The following is a 23,071-nucleotide window of genomic DNA, read 5'->3' on the forward strand; positions in this document are numbered from 1 at the left end:
TAATAAAATTTTGTCATATGAAAAAGCTAATTCTTTTGTTTTCGGGTCTCGTTTTGGTCTTATCTTCATGCGGAAGAGAGAAGAAGAATGACGTAAATGCACCTAATGAAGAAGTTGTAAAAACCGATAACTTCTCTATTGTTATGAGTGCAATTTATGAAAAAGACGATGAGTTAGTATTGGTTTTTAAGAAAAATGGTTATTGGGATTATGATAATCCAACTAAGTTTTTAGTGAAAGGACAACCGAATTCTCAAACTATAAATTTACAATTCCCAATGGGAAAACGATATGATAATGTTCAGATTGACGTGAGCACTAACAAAGAACAAAAGGTTTTAACCCTTACAAATATCTCTATTTTAAATAATGGAAAAGTAGAAGTTGACGGTAGGAATATGGCTTTTTTAAAGTTTTTTAATTTTGGAACAGCTTTTACTTGGGACGAAAAGAATTTAAGATATAATTTATTGTTCGATCAACAGTATCCGCCAAGAATTATGGGTAGCGAAAGCCTTGAGGCTGTTTTAATTAAAAAATAGTTATAAAGAGGAATAGAGTTCGTCCCACAAAACACCTCTTTTCTCCCAACTGTAATTCATTAATACAAAATTTGAAAGATTCTCACCACGAGAAAACCTCTCTGCATCAGACCAACTTGTTACAGCGTTAATGGCTTGTGTTAATTCTTCTACTTTGGGGTTAATCATTAAACCGCCATTAGAATTCCACTTTGAGCTTATACCCGTTTCAAATGTAGTAATTACAGGGGTTTTACAAGCGGCAGCTTCCAAATTTACCATTCCAATAGCTTCTGAATACGAAGGCGCTACAAATGCTTTGGCATTAGCAAAAAGTTCGAATTTTTTATCGCCAAAAACACCGCCTAAAAATTCAATTCGGTTTTCTAATCCGGACCTCGCAATTACTTTTTTTAAAGTGTCAGAATAACTATTTTCAGTGCCAACAATTTTGAGTTTTATTTTTTTATTCTGAATTCTACCCATTGATTCAATTAAAATATCTAATCCTTTTTTGGGATGTAATCTACTTAGAAACAGTAGGTATTCTTCACTTGGATTATAATCAGGTAATTTAGGTAAGTCAGAATATTTTATAAAATTTGGAATTTCAATTATATTTTTATGCCCTGTAAGTTTGTACAGATTGTCTTTTTCAAAAGGGGTAATGGTATGGATAATTTTGGCATTGGATAAAATAGAATTAAGGAGAAGTGTCAAATAAATCTTTTTTTTGAGTTGCTTGTCTTTTAGATGCCAAGGCTCTAACATTCCATGAGGAGTAATGATATAGGGCATATTGTTTTTTTTGGCAAATTTACTCGACGCATATTGTGCATGCATGAATACTCCATGCAAATGGACAAGATTGTCCGTTTTAATATTATCTGTGAGAAATCTTTTTAATTCTGAGGAATAGCCCCAAAACTTAAATTTATCGGAGGGCAAATGATAATGGAGATCATTAACCTCTATTTGATTTGCCAAAATATAAGAAGAAAAATTTTCGCCGGCATTAAGATAATTATTTAAGTTTTCCAATACTGTTCTGACACCGCCGCTTTCAAGGGTAACACTTTCTGCAATTTGATAAATTTTTTTCACAATTTTTTTTATAAATATAGTTAGTAATTACTGATGTAATTCTAGATTTTGAGTTTTAAGTCTTTTGAGGGAAAAGTAAAATAACCAAATAAAAAAGAATAATTCCGGCGGAAAATAATGGCCATCTCGAAATAATTTTAACAGAAAATAAATAAAAATTCCTTGGGCCAGAAACAGATTGTCAGATTGGTAGCATTTGACTCCTTTCCAAAGGGCATATAAAACAAGGAAGAACCCAATAATACCAAATTCAGAAACTAATCTGGTAAATAGTGAATTTGCATCAAAGGAATTGTCAACATGCCTTCCTTGAGTTCTTAAATATTTTGGAGGTCTCATTTCTTTCAAATACCTTTTGGTATGCATATAGTGATGGCTTCCAATACCACTGCCTAAAGGATGGTCGGTTACATTTTTTTTGGCAATAAAAAGGTTGCTAATCAAAACATAAGAACTCAAATTAGTGTCCTCCTTAAATTTTCCTGTATTAATTACATTCAAAGAGTTGTAGGTGTCATCAACTCTCATTTTAAAAAACGGCAATTCATTATAGGCAAAATAAAAGGCAATGCAGACAATAGGAATTAAGCTGGCTAAATATTTAACCCTTCTGAGTGTTAGATTGGGAATTATTAACAATAGACCACAACCTACATAGCCAAGAGAAGAGTTAGATAAAATTATGGTTCCAAAAATTATTAGAAATTCAAAGTATTTTTTGACCTTAAAATAATAATAACAGGCCGGAATTACGACAATAACATAATGAGCCGGCTCTTTTAAAATACTATTTAACCTTCCATCTGCATAATTGAATCCTAGGAAATAAAAAAGATATCCTATTATGGCCACATATAAGCTCATCTTTACATAAACTTTGATGATTTCAATAGGCTCATATAGTTTTGTGAAACTATAATAATAAGTTCCAACTATGCCAATTCCTATTATTTGAGAAAGCATAAAATTATATGGAATCCAAATGAAGGTGTAAGTGATTAAACCGTGGATAAAAAAGAATAAAAGTAATAGAGCGAAATGTTTGTTAATTACTACTTGTTTTAGCCTAAACAAAAGAAAGTAATTTACTAAAATGATAAGGTAAAGTAGTTTCCAGTCAATTATAAAATTAAAATAAAAAGCTTCAGTAAATATGGCAAATACTGATGAATAGAGAAGGTAATTTTTTATGTTAATTTTCAAAATAAACGTCTATTGTATTAAGTTAATTTTTCCTGATTAAGCCAACAAATGACAAAAACTGCTTCATGAACCTTTGTCGGGTAATCAGGACATAATTTTAAATTCCTTACGAATTAAATTTTGCTTTCATTTTAGGTTTTAATCTTTAAATGTTGACAGATATTAAATTATAATCTCGCCAACAATTATTTTTATTTAGAGATAGTCACAAGAACAAATTATTATCATAATTGCCGGTCAAAAATAACAAATACAATCCAAAAAGAGGAAGAATTGCTTAAATCCGTCTTCACAAATTGTTAAAGTCAAGATGATTGATTACAATTTAAGCAATCCATATTTTAAAATGCAATATATTGCTCTGAAGCCATCTTTCCACCCAATTTTTTTGCCTTCATCATAAGTTCTGCCATAATACGATATGCCCACTTCATAAATCCTTATATTGGGAATTCTAGAAATTTTTGCAGTGACTTCAGGTTCAAATCCAAACCTTTTTTCTCTCAGGGAAAGGCCTTTAATTATTTGAGTCTTAAACATCTTATAACAGGTTTCCATGTCTGTTAAATTCAAGTCGGTAAACAAGTTTGATAATAGTGTCAGGAATTTATTTCCAACGGTGTGCCAAAAAAACATTACCCGATGAGGTTTGCCACCCATAAAACGAGAACCAAAAACCACATCAGCATGACCGGAAAGTAATGGTTTTAAAAGTAAATTAAACTCCTCAGGATCATACTCCAAATCAGCATCCTGCACAATCAAATATTCACCGGTAGCTTTCTGAATTCCGGTATGAAGCGCAGCTCCTTTGCCCATGTTTACGGGGTGTTTGAAATATTGAATGTTAAGGAGAGGATTCTTTTTTATATAAGCCAAAACTACTTCTTCGGTATTATCGTCTGAGCAGTCATTAACTATGATAATTTCTTTTTGAAAGTCCTCGAGTAATTTTACCTTTTGAAGTTTGTCTAAAATTAAATGAATGGTTTTACATTCGTTAAAAGTAGGAATGATGATTGATAGTTGATGTGTCATTTAATTAATCTAAAGTGGAATTATTCGTTTAATTTTATTTTGTTGACAATTCTATAACACTCTGAAGGAATATAAATTACCCAAATGAGTAAAATTATAATTGTAGAAATAACAACGCTATTAATACCCCAACCTAAATTTATGAAACAATAGGATAAAGGAATTTTTAGAACCACGCTTAAAAGCAGGAGTACAATATATTTATTTAATTCACCGATTCCGTTTAAGAAGAAAGTATAAAAAGTAACAAAAACCCTCAATATTGTGGCGATGGCTGAAAATAAAATTAACCCGTCGGGTAAAGTTATAATGTCTTTTATCCAAATAGAAATAACAAAAGGACAGGCTACAGAAATGAAAGTGATGAACAAAAACATTGCGATGAACAAAAGATTGAATTTTCGAAAAGAATCAAGCAAGACATCCTTTTTATTCTGAATGTAATTTTTGGCAAACATTGACCATAAAGGAGAAAGTGTGGCAAACAAAATCATTATTGGAAATTGAAAATACTTATTAACTACCTCATAAGGGACTATATCTTTTGGACCAAAAACATTGGAAAGAATATAATTATCAGAAGAAAAAACAAACAACAAACCGATTTGAATAATCATGTATTTTGTTCCCAGAACAATAATTTCTTTCAGAAATTCAGTAGGTGTTTTAACAGTAGTTTTTAAGTTCAGTTTTTCTTTGTAAAAGAATAGTAAGGTGTATACAAAGTTCACTAAAAAACAAGTAAAACCATTTAAAAAGGTTATAAGTAACAGCTTGTTTTGGTTGTTTACATCAGGCGCTACTTTTGTTAGAATAATGAGTGAAACTAAAAAAACAATTTGATTAACAGCAATAGACTGTTCTGCATACTTTCCTTTTAAAAATGCTACAAAAAGCGATTTATGAACATTGAATAAAAAATTCAAGCAAAAAAAGAACATATTTATTACAAAAAGGATTTTTATAAATTCTGTTGAATGATTGGGAATTTTTAAAATTTGCTTTAGGTTAATGCCGTAAATCAAAACCAGAAAAAATAAAAACAAAAAAAGGGCAATGTAAGCGGTTATTTTGTAGGTTGATTTTAAATAACTCTTAAGTAAGTCATATCTGTTTTCATGAATTAAAACGGGCACTTTAGTTTTTAAAACACTTGCTAAACCAAAATCCATCAACAAGATCCATTGAAAAAGAGCAAACACTAAAACCCATAGACCATAATCAGTATCTCCTAGATAATAGATCAAAATGGGTATTGAAACAAACAATGAAATCCCTGAAACTCCTTTGTACAGACCACTCATTAAAAGATGGTTGTTCTTCAGCTTCTCAAATATTTTACGAATCATCGATTTTTTCTTTGTAAATGGTAAGATTAAATAATGTTTTAGTCAGTTCCTCTATAGGAGGATAATTGACAAATATAATCTTAAATATTATAAAGAGGTGATGACAGAGTGAGTTTAATGTCAAACAGCACTATACATCACGCGGTAAACATCTTTCGGTTTTTTCAAATTAAAATATGCCCTGTGTTTTTATTTTGGTGCTAAAATGTAAATGACAAAAAGCATTGTATGACGATAAATTATTAGAAACAAAAGCGAGAATATTGGTGTTTTATTATATCTTGCAGCGATTTTAAACAAATACAATTCAGCTTCAAATAATACCATAATGAAATATTCAACAGTCTTAAAACAAATCTTTATTGTTGCTAAGTCAAATTGGTTTTTTTACTTCATTAGAGGAAAGGTATTTTCCTTTTCATCATTTGAGATTGTTTCTAATTTAAAGCGAACAGTTCCCGTTTTGGATTACATTATAGATGTTGGCGCTAATTCAGGTCAATTTTCAAAGGTTGCGAGTTACCATTTTCCTAAAGCTAAAATGGATGTATTTGAACCTCTGCCCAATCTTTTTCCAAGAATAAAGAAAATGTTTGATAACAATCCCAACATAAACACACACAATATTGCTTTAGGGAATGAATTAGGAACGATAAAGTTCAATCAGAATGAGTTTGGACACATTAGTTCTATATTAGAGATAAGTGACGAAAACATACACTACCCTAAAGGAAACGGATTAGATCAAATTGATGTTCAAATAAAAACATTAGATTCTTTCTCTTTTAGCCAAAAAGCCAATAAAGGAATTGCGCTGTTAAAATTGGATGTACAAGGGTATGAACTAGAAGTTTTGAAAGGTGGGGAAAATACACTTCAGCATATTGATTATATCTTACTTGAAGCCAATTTGGAACAGTTATACGTTAACCAACCTTCATTTACTGAGGTTAACAGCTATCTTAACAGTAAAGGGTTTGAGCTTTCTGACATGCTCGATTTCAATTTAGGTTCCAAGAACAAGTATATTGAAATCGATTTGCTTTACAAAAGGGTTTAAGAAAGATTTAATTAGAATGGCAAGAATTATAATTACAGGAGGATCAGGTTTTATAGGCACTAACTTAGTTGAATATTTTTGTTCAAAAAACCATGAGGTAATCAATTTTGACATAAAAACACCCAAAAATGAAAAGTATGTCAAAAATTGGGTTCAAGGAGATATTTTAAACAAGGAGCAACTTTTTTCTTGTTTTAGTGATTTTGATCCTGATTATGTAGTTCATTTGGCCGCAAGAACTGATTTGAACGAAAAAAAATCCATTAAAGGCTATGCCGCCAATACGGATGGTGTTCAAAATATGATTGAAATTATTAATGAATTTCCAAAAATAAAAAGAACCATTTATGCCTCCAGTAGGATGGTTTGTAGAATTGATTATATTCCTAAAGACTTTGATGATTATTGTCCACCCAATTTATATGGGGAAAGTAAAATGATAGGAGAAAAAAAGGTCAAAGCATCCGCAAAACATGATTATGTTATGGTTCGTCCAACTTCCATTTGGGGACCTTACTTTGAAATACCATATCGAACATTCTTTGATACTGTCAGAAAAAAAATGTTTTTTTTACCGAAGAATCATTATCCCAAAAAATCTTTTGGTTTTGTTTTAAACACAGTATTTCAACTGGAAAAAATTTTATTTGAACCAAGAGAAAACTTAGAATCGACTTATTACCTTACGGATTATCCTCCACTTGATTTAAAGGAATGGTCAGATATGGTTTCAAGAGAATTCGGAATAAAATCAACGACAGAGATACCTATGGTTGTCTTGAGAATGGTTTCAAAACTTGGTGATTTACTTCAAAAAGCAGGATGGCAAAATCCACCCTTAACAACTTTCAGATTGAATAATTTAATAACTCACATGGTATATGATACCAAAAGTTTGGAAAAAGTTTGCGGTGAATTACCCTATACTTTGCAAGAGGGAGTTAAAATAACCGCATCTTGGCTGAAGGAAAATTAATTAGCAATAAATTTTGATAGATGACAATTCAAATTTTAGGGATACAGTTTTTCAAAGGTAAAGTAAACGAGGTATTCGAGCAATTGAAAAACAAAGGCGGGCTTCTCACAGTGCCGGCAGCACCCGCATTGGTTACCATCTCAGAGGACAAAGAGTATTACGATGCGCTGTTAGAATCTGACCTAGTCATTCCCGATAGCGGTTATATGATTTTAATTTGGAATATTTTTTCTAAGCCGAGTATCAATAAAATATCCGGACTTGAATTCATCAATTATTTTATTAGCAATATCGATTCTTTTAAAGAAGACAGGTTTTTTTTGGTCAATCCTTCTGAGCTCGACAGTAAGATTAACAGAAATTTTTTAAATGAAAAAGGTTTGAATATCCGTGAAGAGGATGTTTATACGGCTCCTTTTTATAAAGGAAATGTGAAAGACAAAGTGCTGTTGGAATTAATTGAAAAACAAAAACCCCAATGGATTTTTATCAATATTGGAGGTGGAACGCAGGAAAAATTAGGACTCTTTTTAAAAAACAATTTAACATACAAACCGGCCATTTTATGTACCGGTGCCGCTTTGGCATTCAAAACAGGAAGACAAGTCAACATGCCTACATGGGTTGATTATATTTATATGGGCTGGTTAATTCGTTGTATTTCCAACCCTAAAGTCTTTGTACCAAGATACCTAAGTGGCTTCAAACTTTTAAGAATGATTTTAGTTAATAAATCCAATAAGGTAGCTCCTATTGAAAATAATTCATAAATTCGCACCTTAGAAAAAAATAAAATTGCATTTTATAAAGGAAAAATACAAAGTTCGTTAAAATGAAAAAAATATTGGTATGTGGCGCCGGTGGTTTTATCGGAGGTCATCTGGTAAACAGATTGAAAGCCGATGGGCATTGGGTGAGAGGCGTTGATTTAAAAGAAAACGAATTTGGAAATGCTAATTCAGACGAGTTTATTTTGGGCGACTTAAGGAATCCTTTAGTGGCAGAGAAAGCGGTTAAAGGAATGGATGAAGTATATCAATTGGCAGCCGATATGGGTGGAGCCGGATATATTTTTACCGGAGACCACGATGCCGAGGTAATGAGCAATTCAGCATTGTGCAATCTAAATGTTTTAGGTGCAGCCCATAAAGAAGGTGTGAAAAAAATATTCTATTCTTCTTCAGCCTGTATGTATCCTGAATACAACCAAATGGATCCGGATAACCCTAAATGTTCCGAAGATTCTGCTTATCCTGCCGCTCCGGACAGTGAGTATGGTTGGGAAAAGCTGTTCAGTGAAAGACTTTATTTGTCCTACCACAGAAATTACGGAATGGAAGTTAGAATAGCCAGATTCCATAATATTTTTGGCCCTCAAGGCACTTGGACCGGCGGAAAAGAAAAAGCACCGGCGGCGATGTGTAGAAAAGCAGCAGAAGCCGAAGACGGAACTTCCATTGAAGTTTGGGGTGACGGAAAACAAACCCGCTCATTCCTTTACATTGAGGAATGTGTCGAGGCAGTAATCCGATTAATGAATTCAAACTTTACAGGTCCGGTTAATATTGGTTCTGAAGAAATGATATCAATCAATGATTTTGCTAATATGGCAATTGCTATTTCAGGTAAAAATCTTTCCATAAATAATATCAAAGGACCAACAGGGGTAAGAGGAAGAAATTCCGACAATAAGTTGTTGCTGGAAAAATTAAACTGGGCTCCGTCAATGCCTTTACTTGAAGGAATGAAAAAGACCTACAAGTGGATAGACGCTCAGGTCAAAGAAAAAGAAGTAGTAAACCTCAAAACTAATTAGTTTTGAGGTTTTTTGTTTAAAAGAATAAAAACCTTTAGGTCAGCTTCAAAAGCAAAGATTTTTACCTAAAAATTTAATTTGCAAAATAAAAACCCTAAATTGCCTTGTTACTAAAACGGCGTATGTTTTCTGAAAATAGATCACAAAAGAGAAACTAGGGCATGAACAAATTTTTAATCAATTTTTCCGAAAGAATAAAACAGGATTTTGAAGGAGAAAAGCAGGCCTTTTTTGTGCTTTTGGTATTGCTGAGCATTCCTTTTCCTTACATAGTCAGTACAATTGCTGTTTCTGCTTTAGGCTTGTATACACTGTTGTATCTGAAAAAGGAGCAAATCAGCTTTAGGAATTATCTTTTATTTCCTATTCTATTGTATTTTTTAATGGTACTTTCTTTCTTTTGGAGCATAGATAAAAGTTTATCATTACCGGCCTTATCCAAAGAACTCTCTTTACTTGTTATTCCGGTATGTTTTTGGCTTTTTGGCGGGATTTCTAAAGCGAGAAAAACCTTGGTGCTCAAATATTACAGTTATGGAATTTTGGTTTTCGCGCTGTATTATTTGTCAAGGGGAACAGTAAGGTATTTTTTAACCGATAATGTTGCTGTTTTTTTCTATCATGAATTAGTGACTAAAGATGTGAATGCCATTCACGTATCAGTTTATATGGCAATGTCTTTTTTCTGGTTTTTAGCCAAAGACACTAAAAAAATTCTTGATTATCTTGCGTTAACCATTTTACTGCTGATGGTACTTTTGCTTTCCTCCGGCAATATCATTATTACTTTCTTCGGATTAATCATTATTTATTTTTTATTCTATGCCAAAGTTTCAAAGCAAATGAGACTGAAGAATTTAATCGTAATGTTGGTATTGTTGGTTTCTTTGGGATTCATAGGAGAAATAAAAGAACAGTTGCGCCGAGAATACGAAACTATAATGACTAACAGTACGGTTAACGATGTCATTTCAAAAGAAAAGAACAGCACCTTTTTCAATGTCAGTATCAAACAGGCTTGGACTAAAAAGGTTTTTAACGAAAACGACTTTTTTCCCGGTACGGCATTCAGGGTATATCAGTTCAGAATATTTTTGGAAATGCTTCGTGATGATGCCATTTTTTGGAAAGGATACGGACTCAATGCTTCCTATCCTAAGATTGAAGCGAAAGGATTAACCTATAACGTGTATCAAGGAAATGCCTCTTTGGAAGGCTATCAAAAAAAGAATTTTCACAATCAATACATCCAAAATTTTGCCGAATTGGGTGTTTTTGGGTTCCTACTTTTAATCATCATCATTACCCTAACATTAAAAAAAGCAATTCAGTCAAAAGATTTTACTCATTTTGCTTTTGCATTTCTAATGATAAGTTTATTTTTGACCGAATCATTTTTATGGAGACAAAGAGGAGTGGTTTATTTCACAATGATGTATTGTCTTTTTAATTCAGGAATTGCTTTTCAGAGTTCCAAAACAGAATAAAATTTATGAAAAGAATATTAATTACCGGAGCAGCCGGTTTCTTGGGTTCTCATCTATGTGACAGATTTTTAGCAGAAGGCTATTTTGTGATAGGAATGGACAACCTGATTACCGGAGATTTAAAAAATATTGAGCATTTATTTAAAGAAAAAAACTTTGAGTTTTACCACCACGATGTAACCAAGTTTGTTCATGTTCCGGGAAAGATAGACTACATACTTCATTTTGCCTCACCGGCCAGCCCGATAGATTATTTAAAAATCCCGATACAGACCTTAAAGGTCGGCTCATTGGGAACCCACAATCTTTTAGGATTGGCCAGAGTAAAAAAAGCCAGGATTCTTATTGCGTCAACATCAGAAGTTTATGGCGATCCATTGGTGCATCCGCAAACAGAAGAATACTTCGGCAATGTGAATACTATAGGGCCAAGAGGTGTTTACGATGAAGCCAAACGTTTTCAGGAATCTATAACTATGGCTTACCATACTTTTCACGGTGTAGAAACCAGGATAGTTAGGATTTTCAATACTTATGGACCAAGAATGCGCCTAAATGACGGTCGCGTTATTCCTGCTTTTATCGGTCAGGCTTTGAGAGGCGAAGATTTGACTATTTTTGGAGATGGTAGTCAAACCCGTTCTTTTTGTTATGTAACTGATCAGGTAGAAGGTATTTTCAGATTATTGCATTCCGATTATGTTTATCCGGTTAATATCGGAAACCCTGACGAAATTACCATCAAGGATTTTGCTGACGAAATAATTAAACTCACAGGAACCAATCAAAAAGTAGTTTACCATCCGTTACCGGTAAACGATCCGTTACAGCGACAACCGGATACCACTAAAGCAAAGGAAATTTTGGGATGGGAAGCCAAAGTATCGCGTGAAGAAGGGATGAAATTAACTTATGAATACTTTAAATCGCTTTCCAACGAAGAGCTTTTAAAAGAAGAGCATAAGGATTTTAAAGGATATATCCATTAGTATTTATGGTGGCACAGCAAACAGGAAGATATTCAAAATACATCAGGCCAATTAGTGTATTTTTTGATATAGTGACGCTCACGTTTTTAAGCTTATATTTCTTTAGAGATTTAAACATATCAGCGGCTTATTATATCATTTATCAAACTATTACTTGGTTGTTGATAGCGGCTATTGTTGGGTATTATGAAGTTTTTCGGTTTACGACTCCCGTAGAAATATTGTCAAAACTCATCAAGCAATTCAGCATTTTTTTGCTGATTGTAATCGCTTTTTTCCCGTTTGCTAAAACAGCGGTTTTCAGCATAAAAGCGATCACTTATTTTATACTATTTAGTTTTATCATTATAGTTGCCTTTAAAAATTTTCTTTTCATTTATCTCAAAAAATATAGGATAACCACCGGAAGTAATTATCGCAACGCCATTATCATTGGATACACACCGGAAGCAATCCGTTTAAAAGAAGTATTTGAAAACAGAAAAGATTATGGGTATCGTTTCTATGGCTATTTTTCGGATAAAAAACAAAATCCGGAGATTTTAGGAAAAATAGAGGAACTCAAAAATTATGTTTTAGAGAACAAAATAGATGAGATTTATTGTTCATTGAATGAAATCTCTAATGAAAAATTAAAGGAACTGGTTGAGTTTGCCGATGATAACCGAAAAGTCATCAAATTTATTCCTGACACTAAAGAGATTTTTTCCAAAAGCCTAAAAATCAATTACTACGAACTATTCCCGGTACTTTCCCTAGAAAAGACCCTATTGCACAATCCGTTTATCAAAGGAATAAAAAGGGCTTTTGATGTTTTGTTTTCCCTTATTGTCATTGTTTTTTTGCTCTCCTGGCTCATTCCATTATTGGCTATATTGATAAAGCTTGAATCCAAAGGACCGGTGTTTTTTAAACAAGGCAGACCCGGATTGGATGAAAAAGAATTCTTCTGTTACAAATTTCGTTCCATGCAAGTTAATGGTTTTACCGAAAAAGAGGCCTCTAAAAACGATCCTAGGGTTACCAAAATGGGTAAATTCATGAGAAAAACCAGTATTGATGAATTACCACAATTTTTCAATGTGTTGTTAGGTGATATGTCGGTTGTGGGACCAAGACCGCATTTATGGTCTCAAAATAAAGCGTATGCCAGCAAAATCAAAAAATACATGGTGCGTCATTATGTAAAACCCGGCATCACCGGTTTGGCACAAGTCAAAGGATTCAGAGGAGAAATAGAAACCGAAGAAGACATGGTAAACCGAATCAAACTCGATGTTTTTTACATTGAAAATTGGTCGATGATTATGGATTTAAAAATCATCTTTCAAACCGTCATCAATATTTTTAAAGGAGAAGACAAAGCCTATTAAAAAACTTTTTTGGCAATCAAATCTTTAACCTGATTATCTAAATCAAATGCTTTTTGAGCTGTGTCAAAAACACGCTGTTTCATCACCGCTAAATCCGATCTGGTAAGCTCTGAAATTTCGCTGAGCTTTTCATTCAAATCAGCAAAGTCTTCCACTTTGGCCACCCAACCCAATTTGTTTTCCGAAACAATGGTTTCTCCTTCACCACCACCAAAATATAGGATAGGAAAACCCAATGCGCCATATTCAAAAATTTTAGACGGAACTGAACCGTAAATTCGCGTTTTTAGCGGCACAATAGCAATGTCAAAGGTTTTTAAAGTATCATGCAAAGCTTTTCGCTCCATCATGCCATGAAAGAAGATTTTCGGCTCTTTTTGGGCTAAAATCAAAGCTTCTATTTGATTTTTCTCTGCACCGTCCCCAAACAGATGCAATTCGATATTTAAATGGCTTAAATCGATTTTATCGCAGAGTTCCAAGACGCCTTGGGCAACACCCAAAAGTCCGGCATAAAAGATTTTTACAGGCTGGTTTTCGATGGTTTTTAATTCCATTTCAGCCACTTGATGGTCAGGATAATTTCTATACAAATAACACTCTTTTTGTGGCGTGATGGTTTTTACATGCATAACAATTTCATTAGATTGTCCTAAAACCAAGTTCGCCTTGCGATAGATATACCGCTCAAAAAACAAAGAAATTTTATGCGAAAACGAACCTTCTTTCAAAGCCTCTAATTCTATTGCTGCTAATGGCCACAAATCGGACACATTGAGAATTATTTTTTTATTTTTAAGCGAAAGCACCAAAACGGAGATAAAAGAAAGCAATAACGGCGGCGATTGCACCACTACTTTTTGGGGTGTTTTTTTGAACAATAAATAGAAGAAAAGGCTCAAAGAAAAAGACAAAATAGAGACAATTCTAACTAAAATGTTTTTGCTCACACTCGGATAAATCCACAAACGTTTTACGGTAATATTGTCTCGGTTTTCGGTTACTGAGAATTTACCTTTGTATTCAGGAAACAATTCGCCTTTAGGGTAATTTCCTAGCGGACAAACAACACTAACATTGTAATTGTGTTGGTGCAACTTCAAAGCCAACTGCTCAATTCTATTGGCAGCAGCACCTTTTTCCGGCGGATAATAATTGGATATGATGAGAACTTCTTCCATTATTTTTTTAAAAGTATCTCAATGATGCGCTCAGAAGCTTTTCCGTCCCAAAGTTCGGGAATTCCCGATTTTCTGCGACCATTTTGTAGAAATTGCGCAAACACTTTCTCCAGATTTTCAATGGAGGTTCCAACCAAAGTATTCGTTCCAATAGTTTGCGTTTCAGGTCTTTCGGTATTATTTCGCATCGTAAAACACGGAATGTTTAAAACGGTAGTTTCCTCCGAAATACCGCCAGAATCCGTAATCACGGCAAAGCTGTTTTTAATTAAAAACATAAAATTCAAATAGCCTTGCGGTTCCACGAAAAGTATGTTTTTTAACGCCAAATTAGTTTCGCCTAAAATAGCCTTGGTTCGCGGATGAATAGGAAAAATTATCTTTTTGTCTCCAACCATTTTATCAATACCCTGAAGCAATGTTACCAATGATTTTTCTTCATCCACATTGGCCGGACGATGTAAGGTCAGAATGATATAATTTCCGGTTTCCAATCCAAATTCGCTCCAAAAAGCCGGAGCTGAAATCCGGTCTAAATTTTGGTATAAAGTGTCAATCATCACATTGCCCACAAAGTGAATATTTTTTTCATCCGCACCATATTTGAGCAAATTTTCGGAAGCTGTTGTTGAAGTGGTAAAGAAATAATCGGTGATACTGTCGGTAACAATTCGGTTGATTTCCTCAGGCATGGTCATATCTCCCGAGCGAATTCCGGCTTCAACATGCGCTACTTTTACATTTAATTTTTTGGCCACAATCGTACAAGCCATAGTCGAATTGACATCGCCTACCACCAAAACCAAATCACAAGGATGTTGGATTAATTCTTTTTCAAAGGCGATCATAATGGCTGCGGTTTGCTCGGCTTGTGAACCACTTTTGACTTCTAAATTGGCATGAGGTTGCGGAATGTTTAACTCTTCAAAGAAAGTATCGCTGAGGTTTTTGTCATAATGCTGACCGGTATGTACCAACCTATAAGAAACGTTTGCGCCTTCGGCTTGCTTTTTTTCAATCGCCTTGATGATGGGTGCGATTTTGATAAAATTGGGTCTGGCACCCGCTATTATAGTGATTTTCATAGGACTATTTTACTAACGAAACAAATTGCTTCAATTTGCCGCTTTTGCTTCTTTCTAACTTTTCTTTTCGGGTGAATGTGAAAGTCAAACCGGTTTCTAAATAGGTTGTAATGGCTTTTTCAATGTTTTGAATTTGGCCCAATGTCAATTCGTGCTGACTCACATATTCAATATCAAAAGTATCGATTTTGGTTTGTTTTATGACAAATTCTTTCACATTTCCATCGTCTTCGATAATACTTTTGGTGACGTAATAAAAGGTTAATCCGGGTGATTTTTTTCCGCTGGGCAGGATAGCTATATCGTTGGTTCTTCCGATTAATTTTTTAAGTATGGGTTTCTTGAAAGTGCTTTTTTCATCTAAAATCCCAACATCGCCAATGTCATAGCGAATAAATGGATGGGCTTTGTTGTAGAGAGAAGTAATCACGACGCGACCTTCTTTTCCATACGGCAAAACCTTGTTTTCCTCGTCTAAAATTTCCACAAATAAGGTTTCCGAATTCACTTGCCATTCACCTTGAGGATTTTGAAAGGCAATCAAATCCAATTCGGAAGCGCCGTATTCATTGACTACCGGAACGCCAAACTGTTTTTCAAGCAGTTCTTTATCGTCTTCAAATAACATTTCCGAAGTGACTACACAACATTTCAACGTTGGGCAAACTGTTTTTAAGATAATGTTTTTTTGCTGTAAAAATTTGGCGAACAACACGATGGAGCTGGTATAGCCATTGATATAATCGAATCGTTTTTGTTCGAATTTTACCAGTACACTTTCCAAAACTTTGTCTGATAAATCAAAAATGGGAAACCGATACCGATGGCTTAATAAATCTTTGATTCGTTCTTTGGTATTGCCAACAAAATCTAATGGAATTCCATAAAAACGAGCCTGTAAAGAACTATTAAAATTAATATTATACCATCCGAATCGGTCAAAAATATTGACCCAAGTCAGCGCGTGCGAAAATTTATCTTTGGCAAAAATAAAAGGATCACCGCTCGACCCCGAAGTTTTATTGACATATATATTCTTTGGTGTATAGCCTTCCGAGAGTCTTTCCACTAATGGCTTTTGAAAATCCTTTTTGGTCATTATCGGAAGTTCTTCCCAATTGTCGGGGTTTTTATTTCCAACTAATGCTTTGTAAGTAGCATTGTATTGGAGATGAAAAGCCACAATTTCATTTCTTTTTGCTTCAACATAATTCTGATAGTTGTCTTCTGATATCGCTTGAATTTTTTCAAATTCATTTGCAGCTTTCTTTAAGGGAAAGCCTTTCAACCAAAGCGAAAAATGGAATAGTGGAAACACAAAAATCAATTTTCCTCAAAAATAAGAAAAGCAAAGTGTTAAGTGCCTAAATTTTTTAAAAGAATGACTTTAAATTCCATCAAAAACAAACTACTTTTGCGCAGCAACTACTAACAATACAACACTATGACTATCCTATTACTCGGATCGGGCGGAAGAGAACACGCTTTAGCCTACAAAATTTTGAAAAGTTCAAAATGTCAAAAGCTATTTGTAGCACCCGGGAATGCCGGTACCGCAGCGATTGCTGCTAATGTTTCTATGAGTCCGACAGATTTTGAGAGTATCAAAACTTTTGCAATCAATGAAAATATTGACATGGTAGTAGTTGGTCCGGAAGATCCTTTAGTGCATGGCATTTATGATTTCTTCAAGAATGATTCAGCGCTTAATCATATTCCGGTTATTGGTCCTTCAAAAGTGGGCGCCCAATTGGAAGGCAGTAAAGAATTTGCCAAAGAATTTCTAATCAAACACAAAATACCAACCGCGGCTTACGACAGTTTTACTTCGGAAACAGTTGAAAACGGCTGTGAATTTTTAGAAACATTACAACCGCCATACGTTCTGAAAGCAGATGGATTGGCTGCCGGAAAAGGCGTTTTAATTCTGAATGATTTAGAAGAAGCTAAAACCGAGTTGCGAAACATGTTGGTACACGCCAAATTCGGAACCGCCAGTTCAAAAGTAGTTATCGAAGAATTTCTGGACGGTATTGAGTTAAGTTGTTTTGTGTTGACTGACGGTAAAAATTACAAAGTGTTACCAACAGCCAAAGATTATAAAAGAATCGGAGAAGGCGATACCGGATTGAATACCGGTGGAATGGGAGCCGTTTCTCCGGTACCATTTGCCGACGAAATTTTATTAGAGAAAATAGAAACCCGCATAGTAAAACCAACTGTTGAAGGTTTGCAAAAAGACGGCATAGAATACAAAGGTTTTGTTTTCATCGGACTTATTATTGTCAAAGGCGAACCGATGGTAATTGAATACAACGTCAGAATGGGCGATCCGGAAACCGAAGTAGTGATGCCAAGAATCCAATCCGATTTGGTAGAATTGTTTCAAGCAGTGGCCAATCAAAAACTAGACGAAGTTACTTTAGAAATTGACCCAAGAAGTGCCACAACCATTATGGTGGTTTCGGGCGGATATCCTGAAGAGTATGACAAAGGTTTTGAGATTACCGGAATTGAAAACGTGCAAGATTCGATTGTTTTTCATGCCGGAACCAAATTGGAAAACGGCAAAGTTGTAACCAACGGTGGAAGAGTATTGGCGGTGACTTCTTATGGCAATAATTTCCAAGAGGCCATAAAAAAATCTTACCAAAACATAGACAAGCTACATTTTGATAAGATGTATTTCAGAAAAGATATCGGATTCGATCTAGCTTAAGAAAGAGTGTGCCGTAGTATCTTGGTTTTCTTCGTTATTGTCTTGGTGCTTTTTCAATTCTTTACACCAGTAAACGATGTAATAGCTACATACAATGATTAATGTCCAGCTAACGATGTTGGCTAACCACCAACCAATGGAACCATTTAGCTCAAGTGCTCTTAACCAATCTAATGGTTTGAAAAGAAAATCTACAAATAAAGTTTGAATACCTTCAAAAAATGCTCTCATTGTATAAAATGTTATATTTACAGCACAAATGTATAAAATATCCGTATGATTACAAGCATTTTTAAAAAATCGAGCATTGTTAATTATGCTTTGGTGGTAATTTTATTATTGGCTGCCTTTTTTTTACATCAAAGCGGTCAGTCAAACCAACTTTCAACGCCAACGGATTTATCGGATAAGTTGTTATTAATCACACTTTTACTCAGCTCATTTTTTTTGGTCAACTTTATGGTTAAAAAAAATGGGTTGACTAAAAACAGCAGTTACACCATTTTATTTTTTCTGTTGTTTTTAATGATTTTCCCTATCGTCTTTAGTCATACTAATCTTTTGTTTGCCAATTTCTTCCTGCTGCTGGCCATGCGAAGATTAATTTCACTCCAAACTTTAAAAGCGCCTAAAGAGAAAATATTTGACGCTTCGATGTGGATTTTCATTGCCAGTTTGTTTCACTTTTGGTGTATTCTTTTTATTGTTTTGGTTTACATCTCTATCATCTTTCATGTTTCCAGAGATTATAGAAATTGGTTGTTGCCTTTTGTGGCTTTTGTGACTACAACCGTGGTATTTTTGGGAGCTGCATTATATTTTGACAAGACTTGGATTGACCATATTTTGACCCAAACCCAAACCCATTTTGAACTCGATTATTTTACCAATAATTACCAAAATGCCGCGCTTTCATTTTATGTGGTTGTTGCGCTGTATTTTCTGTTTTCGATGGTTATTTCATTAACCAACAGACCTTTGATTCTACAGGCGTCTTATAAGAAAATGATTTTCGGATTTTTAATCGGAAGTGTTGTTTTTATCCTTTCGCCTGATAAAAATAATGCAATGTTGTTGTTTACTTTTTTCCCTTTAGCAGTGATGACGACCAACAATATAGAGTATTCCCAGAGTCAAATGTATCAGGAAATTGTACTAATGTTATTGATTACAGGAAGCTTTTTTGCGTTTTTTGCCCAACTATAATTTACTACCATAAGCCAAATCTCCGGCATCACCTAAACCCGGAATGATGTAGTTTTTCTCGTTGAGTTTATCATCTAAAGCCGCTACCCAAAGATGACAGTTTTCGGGCAGGTTTTCTTGTAAATAAGCTATGCCTTCCGGCGCAGCAATTACTACCGCAATGTGAATTTCTTTGGGTTTTTGTTCCAAATGTAATTTGTGCAAAACCGCTACTATTGATTGTCCGGTGGCTAACATTGGGTCAATTAGAATCAGATTTTTATTTTCAAAAGAAGGCGCGGCTTGGTATTCGACTAAAATTTCAAACTTATCATCGTTGTCATAATGATGGCGATAGGCAGAAACAAATCCGTTTTCGGCATTGTCAAAAATGTTCATAAACCCGGTATGTAAAGCCAATCCGGCACGAAGTATAGAACACAAAACCACATGGTCAGCAATCGTAGTAGTATGTTTGATACCTAAAGGCGTCTGTACATCAATGTTTTTATATTCCAAAGTTTTACTCAATTCATAAGCCATAATTTCCCCAATGCGTTCAATGTTTTTGCGAAAACGCATACTGTCTTTTTGGATGGTAACATCGCGAATTTGTGCCAAAAAATGATTGAGAATACTATTCTGCTCGGAAATGTAATGAATGTGCATGGACGACTTTAATTTTGTATGTTGAGGTAAAAGTATAAAAACTATCTTTGCACCCAAGACCTTTCGGTTGAATAGTATCAAATAAAATAAAAACTGCAACTATGTTTTCAGAATTTGCCTTTCCTATTTTTGAGCAAAGTATCAATGATTATCATATAATAAACGATGTGTATCAACCTACGTTAAATCCTTATACTAAAGGAACTATCGAATATTTATTGTATGCCAAAAACTGGGTAGATACTGTACAATGGCATTATGAAGACATCATCCGCGATCCTAATATTGACCCGGTAGCAGCCTTAGATTTGAAAAGAAAAATTGATGCTTCCAATCAAGTTCGTACCGATATGGTAGAGTATATCGACAGCTATTTTCTCCAAAAACACAAAGATGTTCAAGTAAAACCAAACGCCAAAATCAATACTGAAAGTCCGGCTTGGGCTATCGACCGTTTGTCTATCTTGGCCTTGAAAATTTACCATATGAGTGAAGAAGCCAATCGTGCCGAAGCCACTGCCGAACACAGAGCCAAATGTCAGGAGAAATTAAATGTATTGTTAGACCAAAAAAGTGATATGTTTATCTCTATTAATGATTTGTTGACCGATATTGAAAACGGAGACAAATTCATGAAAGTCTACAAGCAAATGAAAATGTACAACGATGACGATTTGAATCCGGTGTTGTACCAAAATAAAAAATAAATAGGCCGCATTTGTCAAATCCAATCCAACATATAGCCGTCATCCGATTGTCTGCCATGGGCGATGTTGCAATGACGGTTCCTGTTTTGCGAGCTTTTCTAAATCAAAATCCGAACGCGAAAATTACAGTAGTTTCTCGACCGTTCTTCCAACCTTTTTTTGTCGGAATTCCGAATGTGGAATTTTTTGCTGTTGATGTCAATGGAAGACATAAAGGTTTTCCGGGTTTATTTCGATTGTATTCGGATATCAAAAAGTTGCAAGTTGATGCTATAGCTGATTTGCACAACGTTTTGCGATCAATAGTTATTAGAAATTTATTCGCTTTGAGCGGTAAAAAAGTAGCTTACACAGCCAAGGGCAGAGCCGATAAAAAAGCCTTGACCCGAGCCAAAAACAAAATCTTTCAACCCTTAAAATTAATGGTCGAGCGCCATGTTGATACTTTTAAAAAGTTGGGTTTTCAGGTCGATTTATCCAATCCGATTTTTCCGGAAAAAGCCATTTTGTCTGCCGAAATTTTAAAAATTTCAGGTGAAAAAGAAAATCAAAAATGGATAGGTATAGCACCATTTGCTCAATATGACAGCAAAGTTTATCCTCTCGATTTGATGCAAAAAGTGATCAACGAATTGGCCAATATCAACGCCAATAAAATTTTCCTTTTCGGTGGCGGACAGAAAGAAACAGAGCAACTGAAGACTTTAGCAGCCAATAAAGAAAATATAATAGTAGTAGCCGGAAAATTAAAGTTACCTCAAGAACTTCATTTGATTTCTAATCTCGATTTAATGCTTTCCATGGATTCCGGAAATGCTCATATTGCGGCCATGCTCGGCATAAAGGTCATCACACTTTGGGGTGCCACACATCCTTATGCCGGTTTCAAACCATTCAATCAACCCATGGAAAACTGTTTGGTTTCCGATAGAGAAAAGTATCCGTTATTGCCAACCTCAGTTTACGGAAATAAAAATATTCCGGGTTACGAAGATGCTATGCGAACCATTACTGTTGACAATGTAGTCGAAAAAATAAATTCCAATCTCGCTTAGACAAAATTGGAATTTATAATTGTTATGTTGGAATTTTAAAAACTATACATCATCAAAATCTACATAGATTTCCGAAGAAGTCGGATGGGCTTGGCAAGTTAGAATTAATCCGTCGGCAACTTCGCCATCTGTTAGGATGGAATTCTTTTTCATCTCAGCCGAACCATTGGTAATTCGTGCCAAGCAAGAACTGCAGATTCCACCTTGACAAGAATAAGGTGCATCAATGCCTTGTTTCAAAGCAGCTTCCAAAACCGTTTGTTTCTGCGACATTTCAAAAGTGGTTTCTTCGTCATCTACCATCACAGTAATTTTCGTGTGGCCTTCATGAGAAGCTGCGGCTGTATTTTCGGCAGCGGTCGAGGTCGAAAACAATTCGAATTTGATATTTTTCTCAGGAATGTTGTGCTCTTTTAATACATTGGAAACCAAATTAATCATGTCTTCCGGACCACACAAATAAAACTTGTCAAACTCTTTTTCTTTGTGTTTGTTGTTCAAGACAAAGTTTACGGTTGACTTATCGATTCTACCAAAAAGTTCGTTTTCTACTTTGGCTTGACTGTATACAAAATGCACAAAAAAACGGCCGACATATTTCAATTGCAAGTCGTGAAGTTCATCGTGAAAGATGGTTTCTTCCGGCGTTTTATTACCGTAAACCAATACAAAAGAACTGTTGGGCTCACTCTCTAAAACCGATTTTAAGATCGACATCACCGGTGTAATTCCGCTTCCTGCCGCAAAAGCGGCATAGTTTTTTAAGTTGGAAAAAGAAGGCTCAAAAGTAAATCTTCCTTCGGGTTGGCTGACTTCTAAAATATCACCCACTTTCAAATTGTCATTGGCAAATTTGGAAAAATGACCACTTTTTACCGATTTGATAGCGATGCGCAATTCACCACTACTAGGCGAAGAACAAACCGAATATGCGCGGCGTACTTCTTGACCATCAAGGGTTAGTTTTAAGTTCACGTATTGACCGGCGGTAAATTGATAAGCCGATTTTAATTCGGCCGGAACGGTAAAAGCAACAGAAATCGCACTTGGCGTTTCGCGCTTAACTTCTTTGATATGTAATTTATAAAATGAAGACATATAGTTTGTTTTTGCAAAGGTAGCGAACGTTACACTTTTGAGAAAATAATAATTTATACCTAAGAATTTTATATACATATAAAACTTATGTATATTTGAATTTCAAAAATCAATGCTCATGAAAAATTCGCAATTATACAAAGGAAGTTTAACCACCATAGTGATGAAACTTTTAGAAGAAAACGGCAGAATGTATGGGTATGAAATTACCCAAAAAGTAAAAGAAATTACCAAAGGAGAATTAAAAATAACAGAAGGCGCATTGTATCCGGCGTTGCATAAACTCGAAGCCGATGGCGTTCTAGAAGTAGAAGTCGAACATGTAGACAATCGGTTGAGGAAATATTATAAGCTTACAGAAAAGGGTTCGGCAGAAACTTTGAATAGATTGGCCGAATTGGAAGATTTTATACGAAACATGCAAACTTTGGTTCAACCTAAATTAGCGAATTAAGT

Annotated in this window: 23 protein-coding genes; 13 read left to right on the top strand and 10 right to left on the bottom strand. The window is 34.6% G+C overall.

The window, feature by feature from the left end; genetic code table 11:
- The first annotated feature begins 17 nt into the window (after positions 1–17).
- Entirely contained in the window at positions 18–542 is a 525-nt protein-coding gene (locus tag P7V56_RS02490) for a hypothetical protein (RefSeq protein ID WP_171221249.1), read from the top strand.
- Here the strand turns inward: P7V56_RS02490 and P7V56_RS02495 are convergent, their stop codons facing one another.
- The 4 genes from P7V56_RS02495 to P7V56_RS02510 form a co-directional block, all read right to left on the bottom strand.
- Complete coding sequence (locus tag P7V56_RS02495) at positions 543–1,625, bottom strand: glycosyltransferase (RefSeq protein ID WP_171221248.1); 1,083 nt, start codon at positions 1,623–1,625, stop codon at positions 543–545.
- Between the two features lie 27 nt (positions 1,626–1,652).
- On the bottom strand, positions 1,653–2,588 hold the full coding sequence (locus tag P7V56_RS02500) for an O-antigen ligase family protein (protein WP_304986234.1): 936 nt from the start codon (positions 2,586–2,588) through the stop codon (positions 1,653–1,655).
- 558 nt (positions 2,589–3,146) lie between these two features.
- Positions 3,147–3,866 carry a glycosyltransferase family 2 protein gene (locus P7V56_RS02505; protein ID WP_171221246.1) on the bottom strand — a complete coding sequence of 240 codons (720 nt, stop codon included), beginning with the start codon at positions 3,864–3,866 and terminating at the stop codon, positions 3,147–3,149.
- A 20-nt stretch (positions 3,867–3,886) separates the two neighbouring features.
- On the bottom strand, positions 3,887–5,215 hold the full coding sequence (locus P7V56_RS02510) for a lipopolysaccharide biosynthesis protein (RefSeq protein WP_171221245.1): 1,329 nt from the start codon (positions 5,213–5,215) through the stop codon (positions 3,887–3,889).
- A gap of 328 nt (positions 5,216–5,543) precedes the next feature.
- Here P7V56_RS02510 and P7V56_RS02515 point away from each other — a divergent pair, with 328 nt between their 5' ends.
- From P7V56_RS02515 to P7V56_RS02545, 7 genes are all read left to right on the top strand, one after another.
- Positions 5,544–6,275, top strand: a complete 732-nt coding sequence (locus tag P7V56_RS02515; protein WP_171221244.1) for an FkbM family methyltransferase — start codon at positions 5,544–5,546, stop codon at positions 6,273–6,275.
- Between the two features lie 16 nt (positions 6,276–6,291).
- Positions 6,292–7,251: an NAD-dependent epimerase/dehydratase family protein gene (locus P7V56_RS02520; RefSeq protein WP_171221243.1), complete on the top strand. Its 960-nt coding sequence runs from the start codon at positions 6,292–6,294 to the stop codon at positions 7,249–7,251.
- Between the two features lie 20 nt (positions 7,252–7,271).
- Positions 7,272–8,021 (top strand): WecB/TagA/CpsF family glycosyltransferase, encoded by a 750-nt coding sequence (locus tag P7V56_RS02525; RefSeq protein WP_171221242.1) that lies wholly within the window; start codon positions 7,272–7,274, stop codon positions 8,019–8,021.
- Positions 8,022–8,083: 62 nt separating this feature from the next.
- Complete coding sequence (locus P7V56_RS02530) at positions 8,084–9,067, top strand: NAD-dependent epimerase/dehydratase family protein (RefSeq protein ID WP_171221241.1); 984 nt, start codon at positions 8,084–8,086, stop codon at positions 9,065–9,067.
- 161 nt (positions 9,068–9,228) lie between these two features.
- Entirely contained in the window at positions 9,229–10,554 is a 1,326-nt protein-coding gene (locus P7V56_RS02535; protein ID WP_171221240.1) for an O-antigen ligase family protein, read from the top strand.
- Between the two features lie 5 nt (positions 10,555–10,559).
- Entirely contained in the window at positions 10,560–11,543 is a 984-nt protein-coding gene (locus tag P7V56_RS02540) for a UDP-glucuronic acid decarboxylase family protein (RefSeq protein WP_171221239.1), read from the top strand.
- A gap of 5 nt (positions 11,544–11,548) precedes the next feature.
- Positions 11,549–12,916, top strand: a complete 1,368-nt coding sequence (locus P7V56_RS02545; RefSeq protein ID WP_171221238.1) for an undecaprenyl-phosphate glucose phosphotransferase — start codon at positions 11,549–11,551, stop codon at positions 12,914–12,916.
- Here the strand turns inward: P7V56_RS02545 and P7V56_RS02550 are convergent.
- From P7V56_RS02550 to P7V56_RS02560, 3 genes are read right to left on the bottom strand one after another with little or no spacing between them, the layout of a single operon-like run.
- Positions 12,913–14,097: a glycosyltransferase family 4 protein gene (locus P7V56_RS02550; RefSeq protein WP_171221237.1), complete on the bottom strand. Its 1,185-nt coding sequence runs from the start codon at positions 14,095–14,097 to the stop codon at positions 12,913–12,915. The two genes, P7V56_RS02545 and P7V56_RS02550, sit on opposite strands and share 4 nt — an antisense overlap.
- Complete coding sequence (gene wecB, locus P7V56_RS02555) at positions 14,097–15,182, bottom strand: non-hydrolyzing UDP-N-acetylglucosamine 2-epimerase (RefSeq protein WP_171221236.1); 1,086 nt, start codon at positions 15,180–15,182, stop codon at positions 14,097–14,099. Before wecB ends, P7V56_RS02550 begins: the two co-directional genes overlap by 1 nt.
- Positions 15,183–15,186: 4 nt before the next feature.
- Positions 15,187–16,500: a phenylacetate--CoA ligase family protein gene (locus P7V56_RS02560; protein WP_171221235.1), complete on the bottom strand. Its 1,314-nt coding sequence runs from the start codon at positions 16,498–16,500 to the stop codon at positions 15,187–15,189.
- Positions 16,501–16,626: 126 nt separating this feature from the next.
- On the opposite strand from P7V56_RS02560, the gene purD reads away from it, so the two are divergent.
- A complete protein-coding gene (purD, locus tag P7V56_RS02565; protein ID WP_171221234.1) occupies positions 16,627–17,901 on the top strand; it encodes a phosphoribosylamine--glycine ligase in 1,275 nt (424 codons plus the stop codon).
- On the opposite strand, the gene P7V56_RS02570 is transcribed toward purD, so the two are convergent.
- Positions 17,893–18,132 (bottom strand): DUF6341 family protein, encoded by a 240-nt coding sequence (locus tag P7V56_RS02570; RefSeq protein ID WP_171221233.1) that lies wholly within the window; start codon positions 18,130–18,132, stop codon positions 17,893–17,895. The two genes, purD and P7V56_RS02570, sit on opposite strands and share 9 nt — an antisense overlap.
- Positions 18,133–18,177: 45 nt before the next feature.
- On the opposite strand from P7V56_RS02570, the gene P7V56_RS02575 reads away from it, so the two are divergent.
- Positions 18,178–19,107 carry a DUF6427 family protein gene (locus tag P7V56_RS02575; RefSeq protein WP_171221232.1) on the top strand — a complete coding sequence of 310 codons (930 nt, stop codon included), beginning with the start codon at positions 18,178–18,180 and terminating at the stop codon, positions 19,105–19,107.
- Here P7V56_RS02575 and upp read toward each other — a convergent pair.
- Positions 19,102–19,755, bottom strand: coding sequence for a uracil phosphoribosyltransferase (gene upp, locus P7V56_RS02580; RefSeq protein WP_171221231.1), 654 nt, complete (start codon positions 19,753–19,755; stop codon positions 19,102–19,104). The two genes, P7V56_RS02575 and upp, sit on opposite strands and share 6 nt — an antisense overlap.
- 101 nt (positions 19,756–19,856) lie before the next feature.
- Between upp and P7V56_RS02585 the strand changes: the two genes are divergently transcribed.
- Positions 19,857–20,462 carry a DUF4254 domain-containing protein gene (locus P7V56_RS02585; RefSeq protein WP_171221230.1) on the top strand — a complete coding sequence of 202 codons (606 nt, stop codon included), beginning with the start codon at positions 19,857–19,859 and terminating at the stop codon, positions 20,460–20,462.
- A 56-nt stretch (positions 20,463–20,518) separates the two neighbouring features.
- Complete coding sequence (locus P7V56_RS02590) at positions 20,519–21,517, top strand: glycosyltransferase family 9 protein (protein ID WP_171221589.1); 999 nt, start codon at positions 20,519–20,521, stop codon at positions 21,515–21,517.
- A gap of 42 nt (positions 21,518–21,559) precedes the next feature.
- Here the strand turns inward: P7V56_RS02590 and P7V56_RS02595 are convergent, their stop codons facing one another.
- Positions 21,560–22,615 carry a ferredoxin--NADP reductase gene (locus tag P7V56_RS02595; protein WP_171221229.1) on the bottom strand — a complete coding sequence of 352 codons (1,056 nt, stop codon included), beginning with the start codon at positions 22,613–22,615 and terminating at the stop codon, positions 21,560–21,562.
- A 118-nt stretch (positions 22,616–22,733) separates the two neighbouring features.
- On the opposite strand from P7V56_RS02595, the gene P7V56_RS02600 reads away from it, so the two are divergent.
- Positions 22,734–23,069, top strand: a complete 336-nt coding sequence (locus tag P7V56_RS02600) for a PadR family transcriptional regulator (protein WP_171221228.1) — start codon at positions 22,734–22,736, stop codon at positions 23,067–23,069.
- The last annotated feature ends 2 nt before the right edge of the window (positions 23,070–23,071 follow it).

The sequence above is a fragment of the Flavobacterium sp. IMCC34852 genome (genome assembly GCF_030643905.1).
In the GTDB taxonomy this organism is placed as follows: domain Bacteria; phylum Bacteroidota; class Bacteroidia; order Flavobacteriales; family Flavobacteriaceae; genus Flavobacterium; species Flavobacterium rivulicola.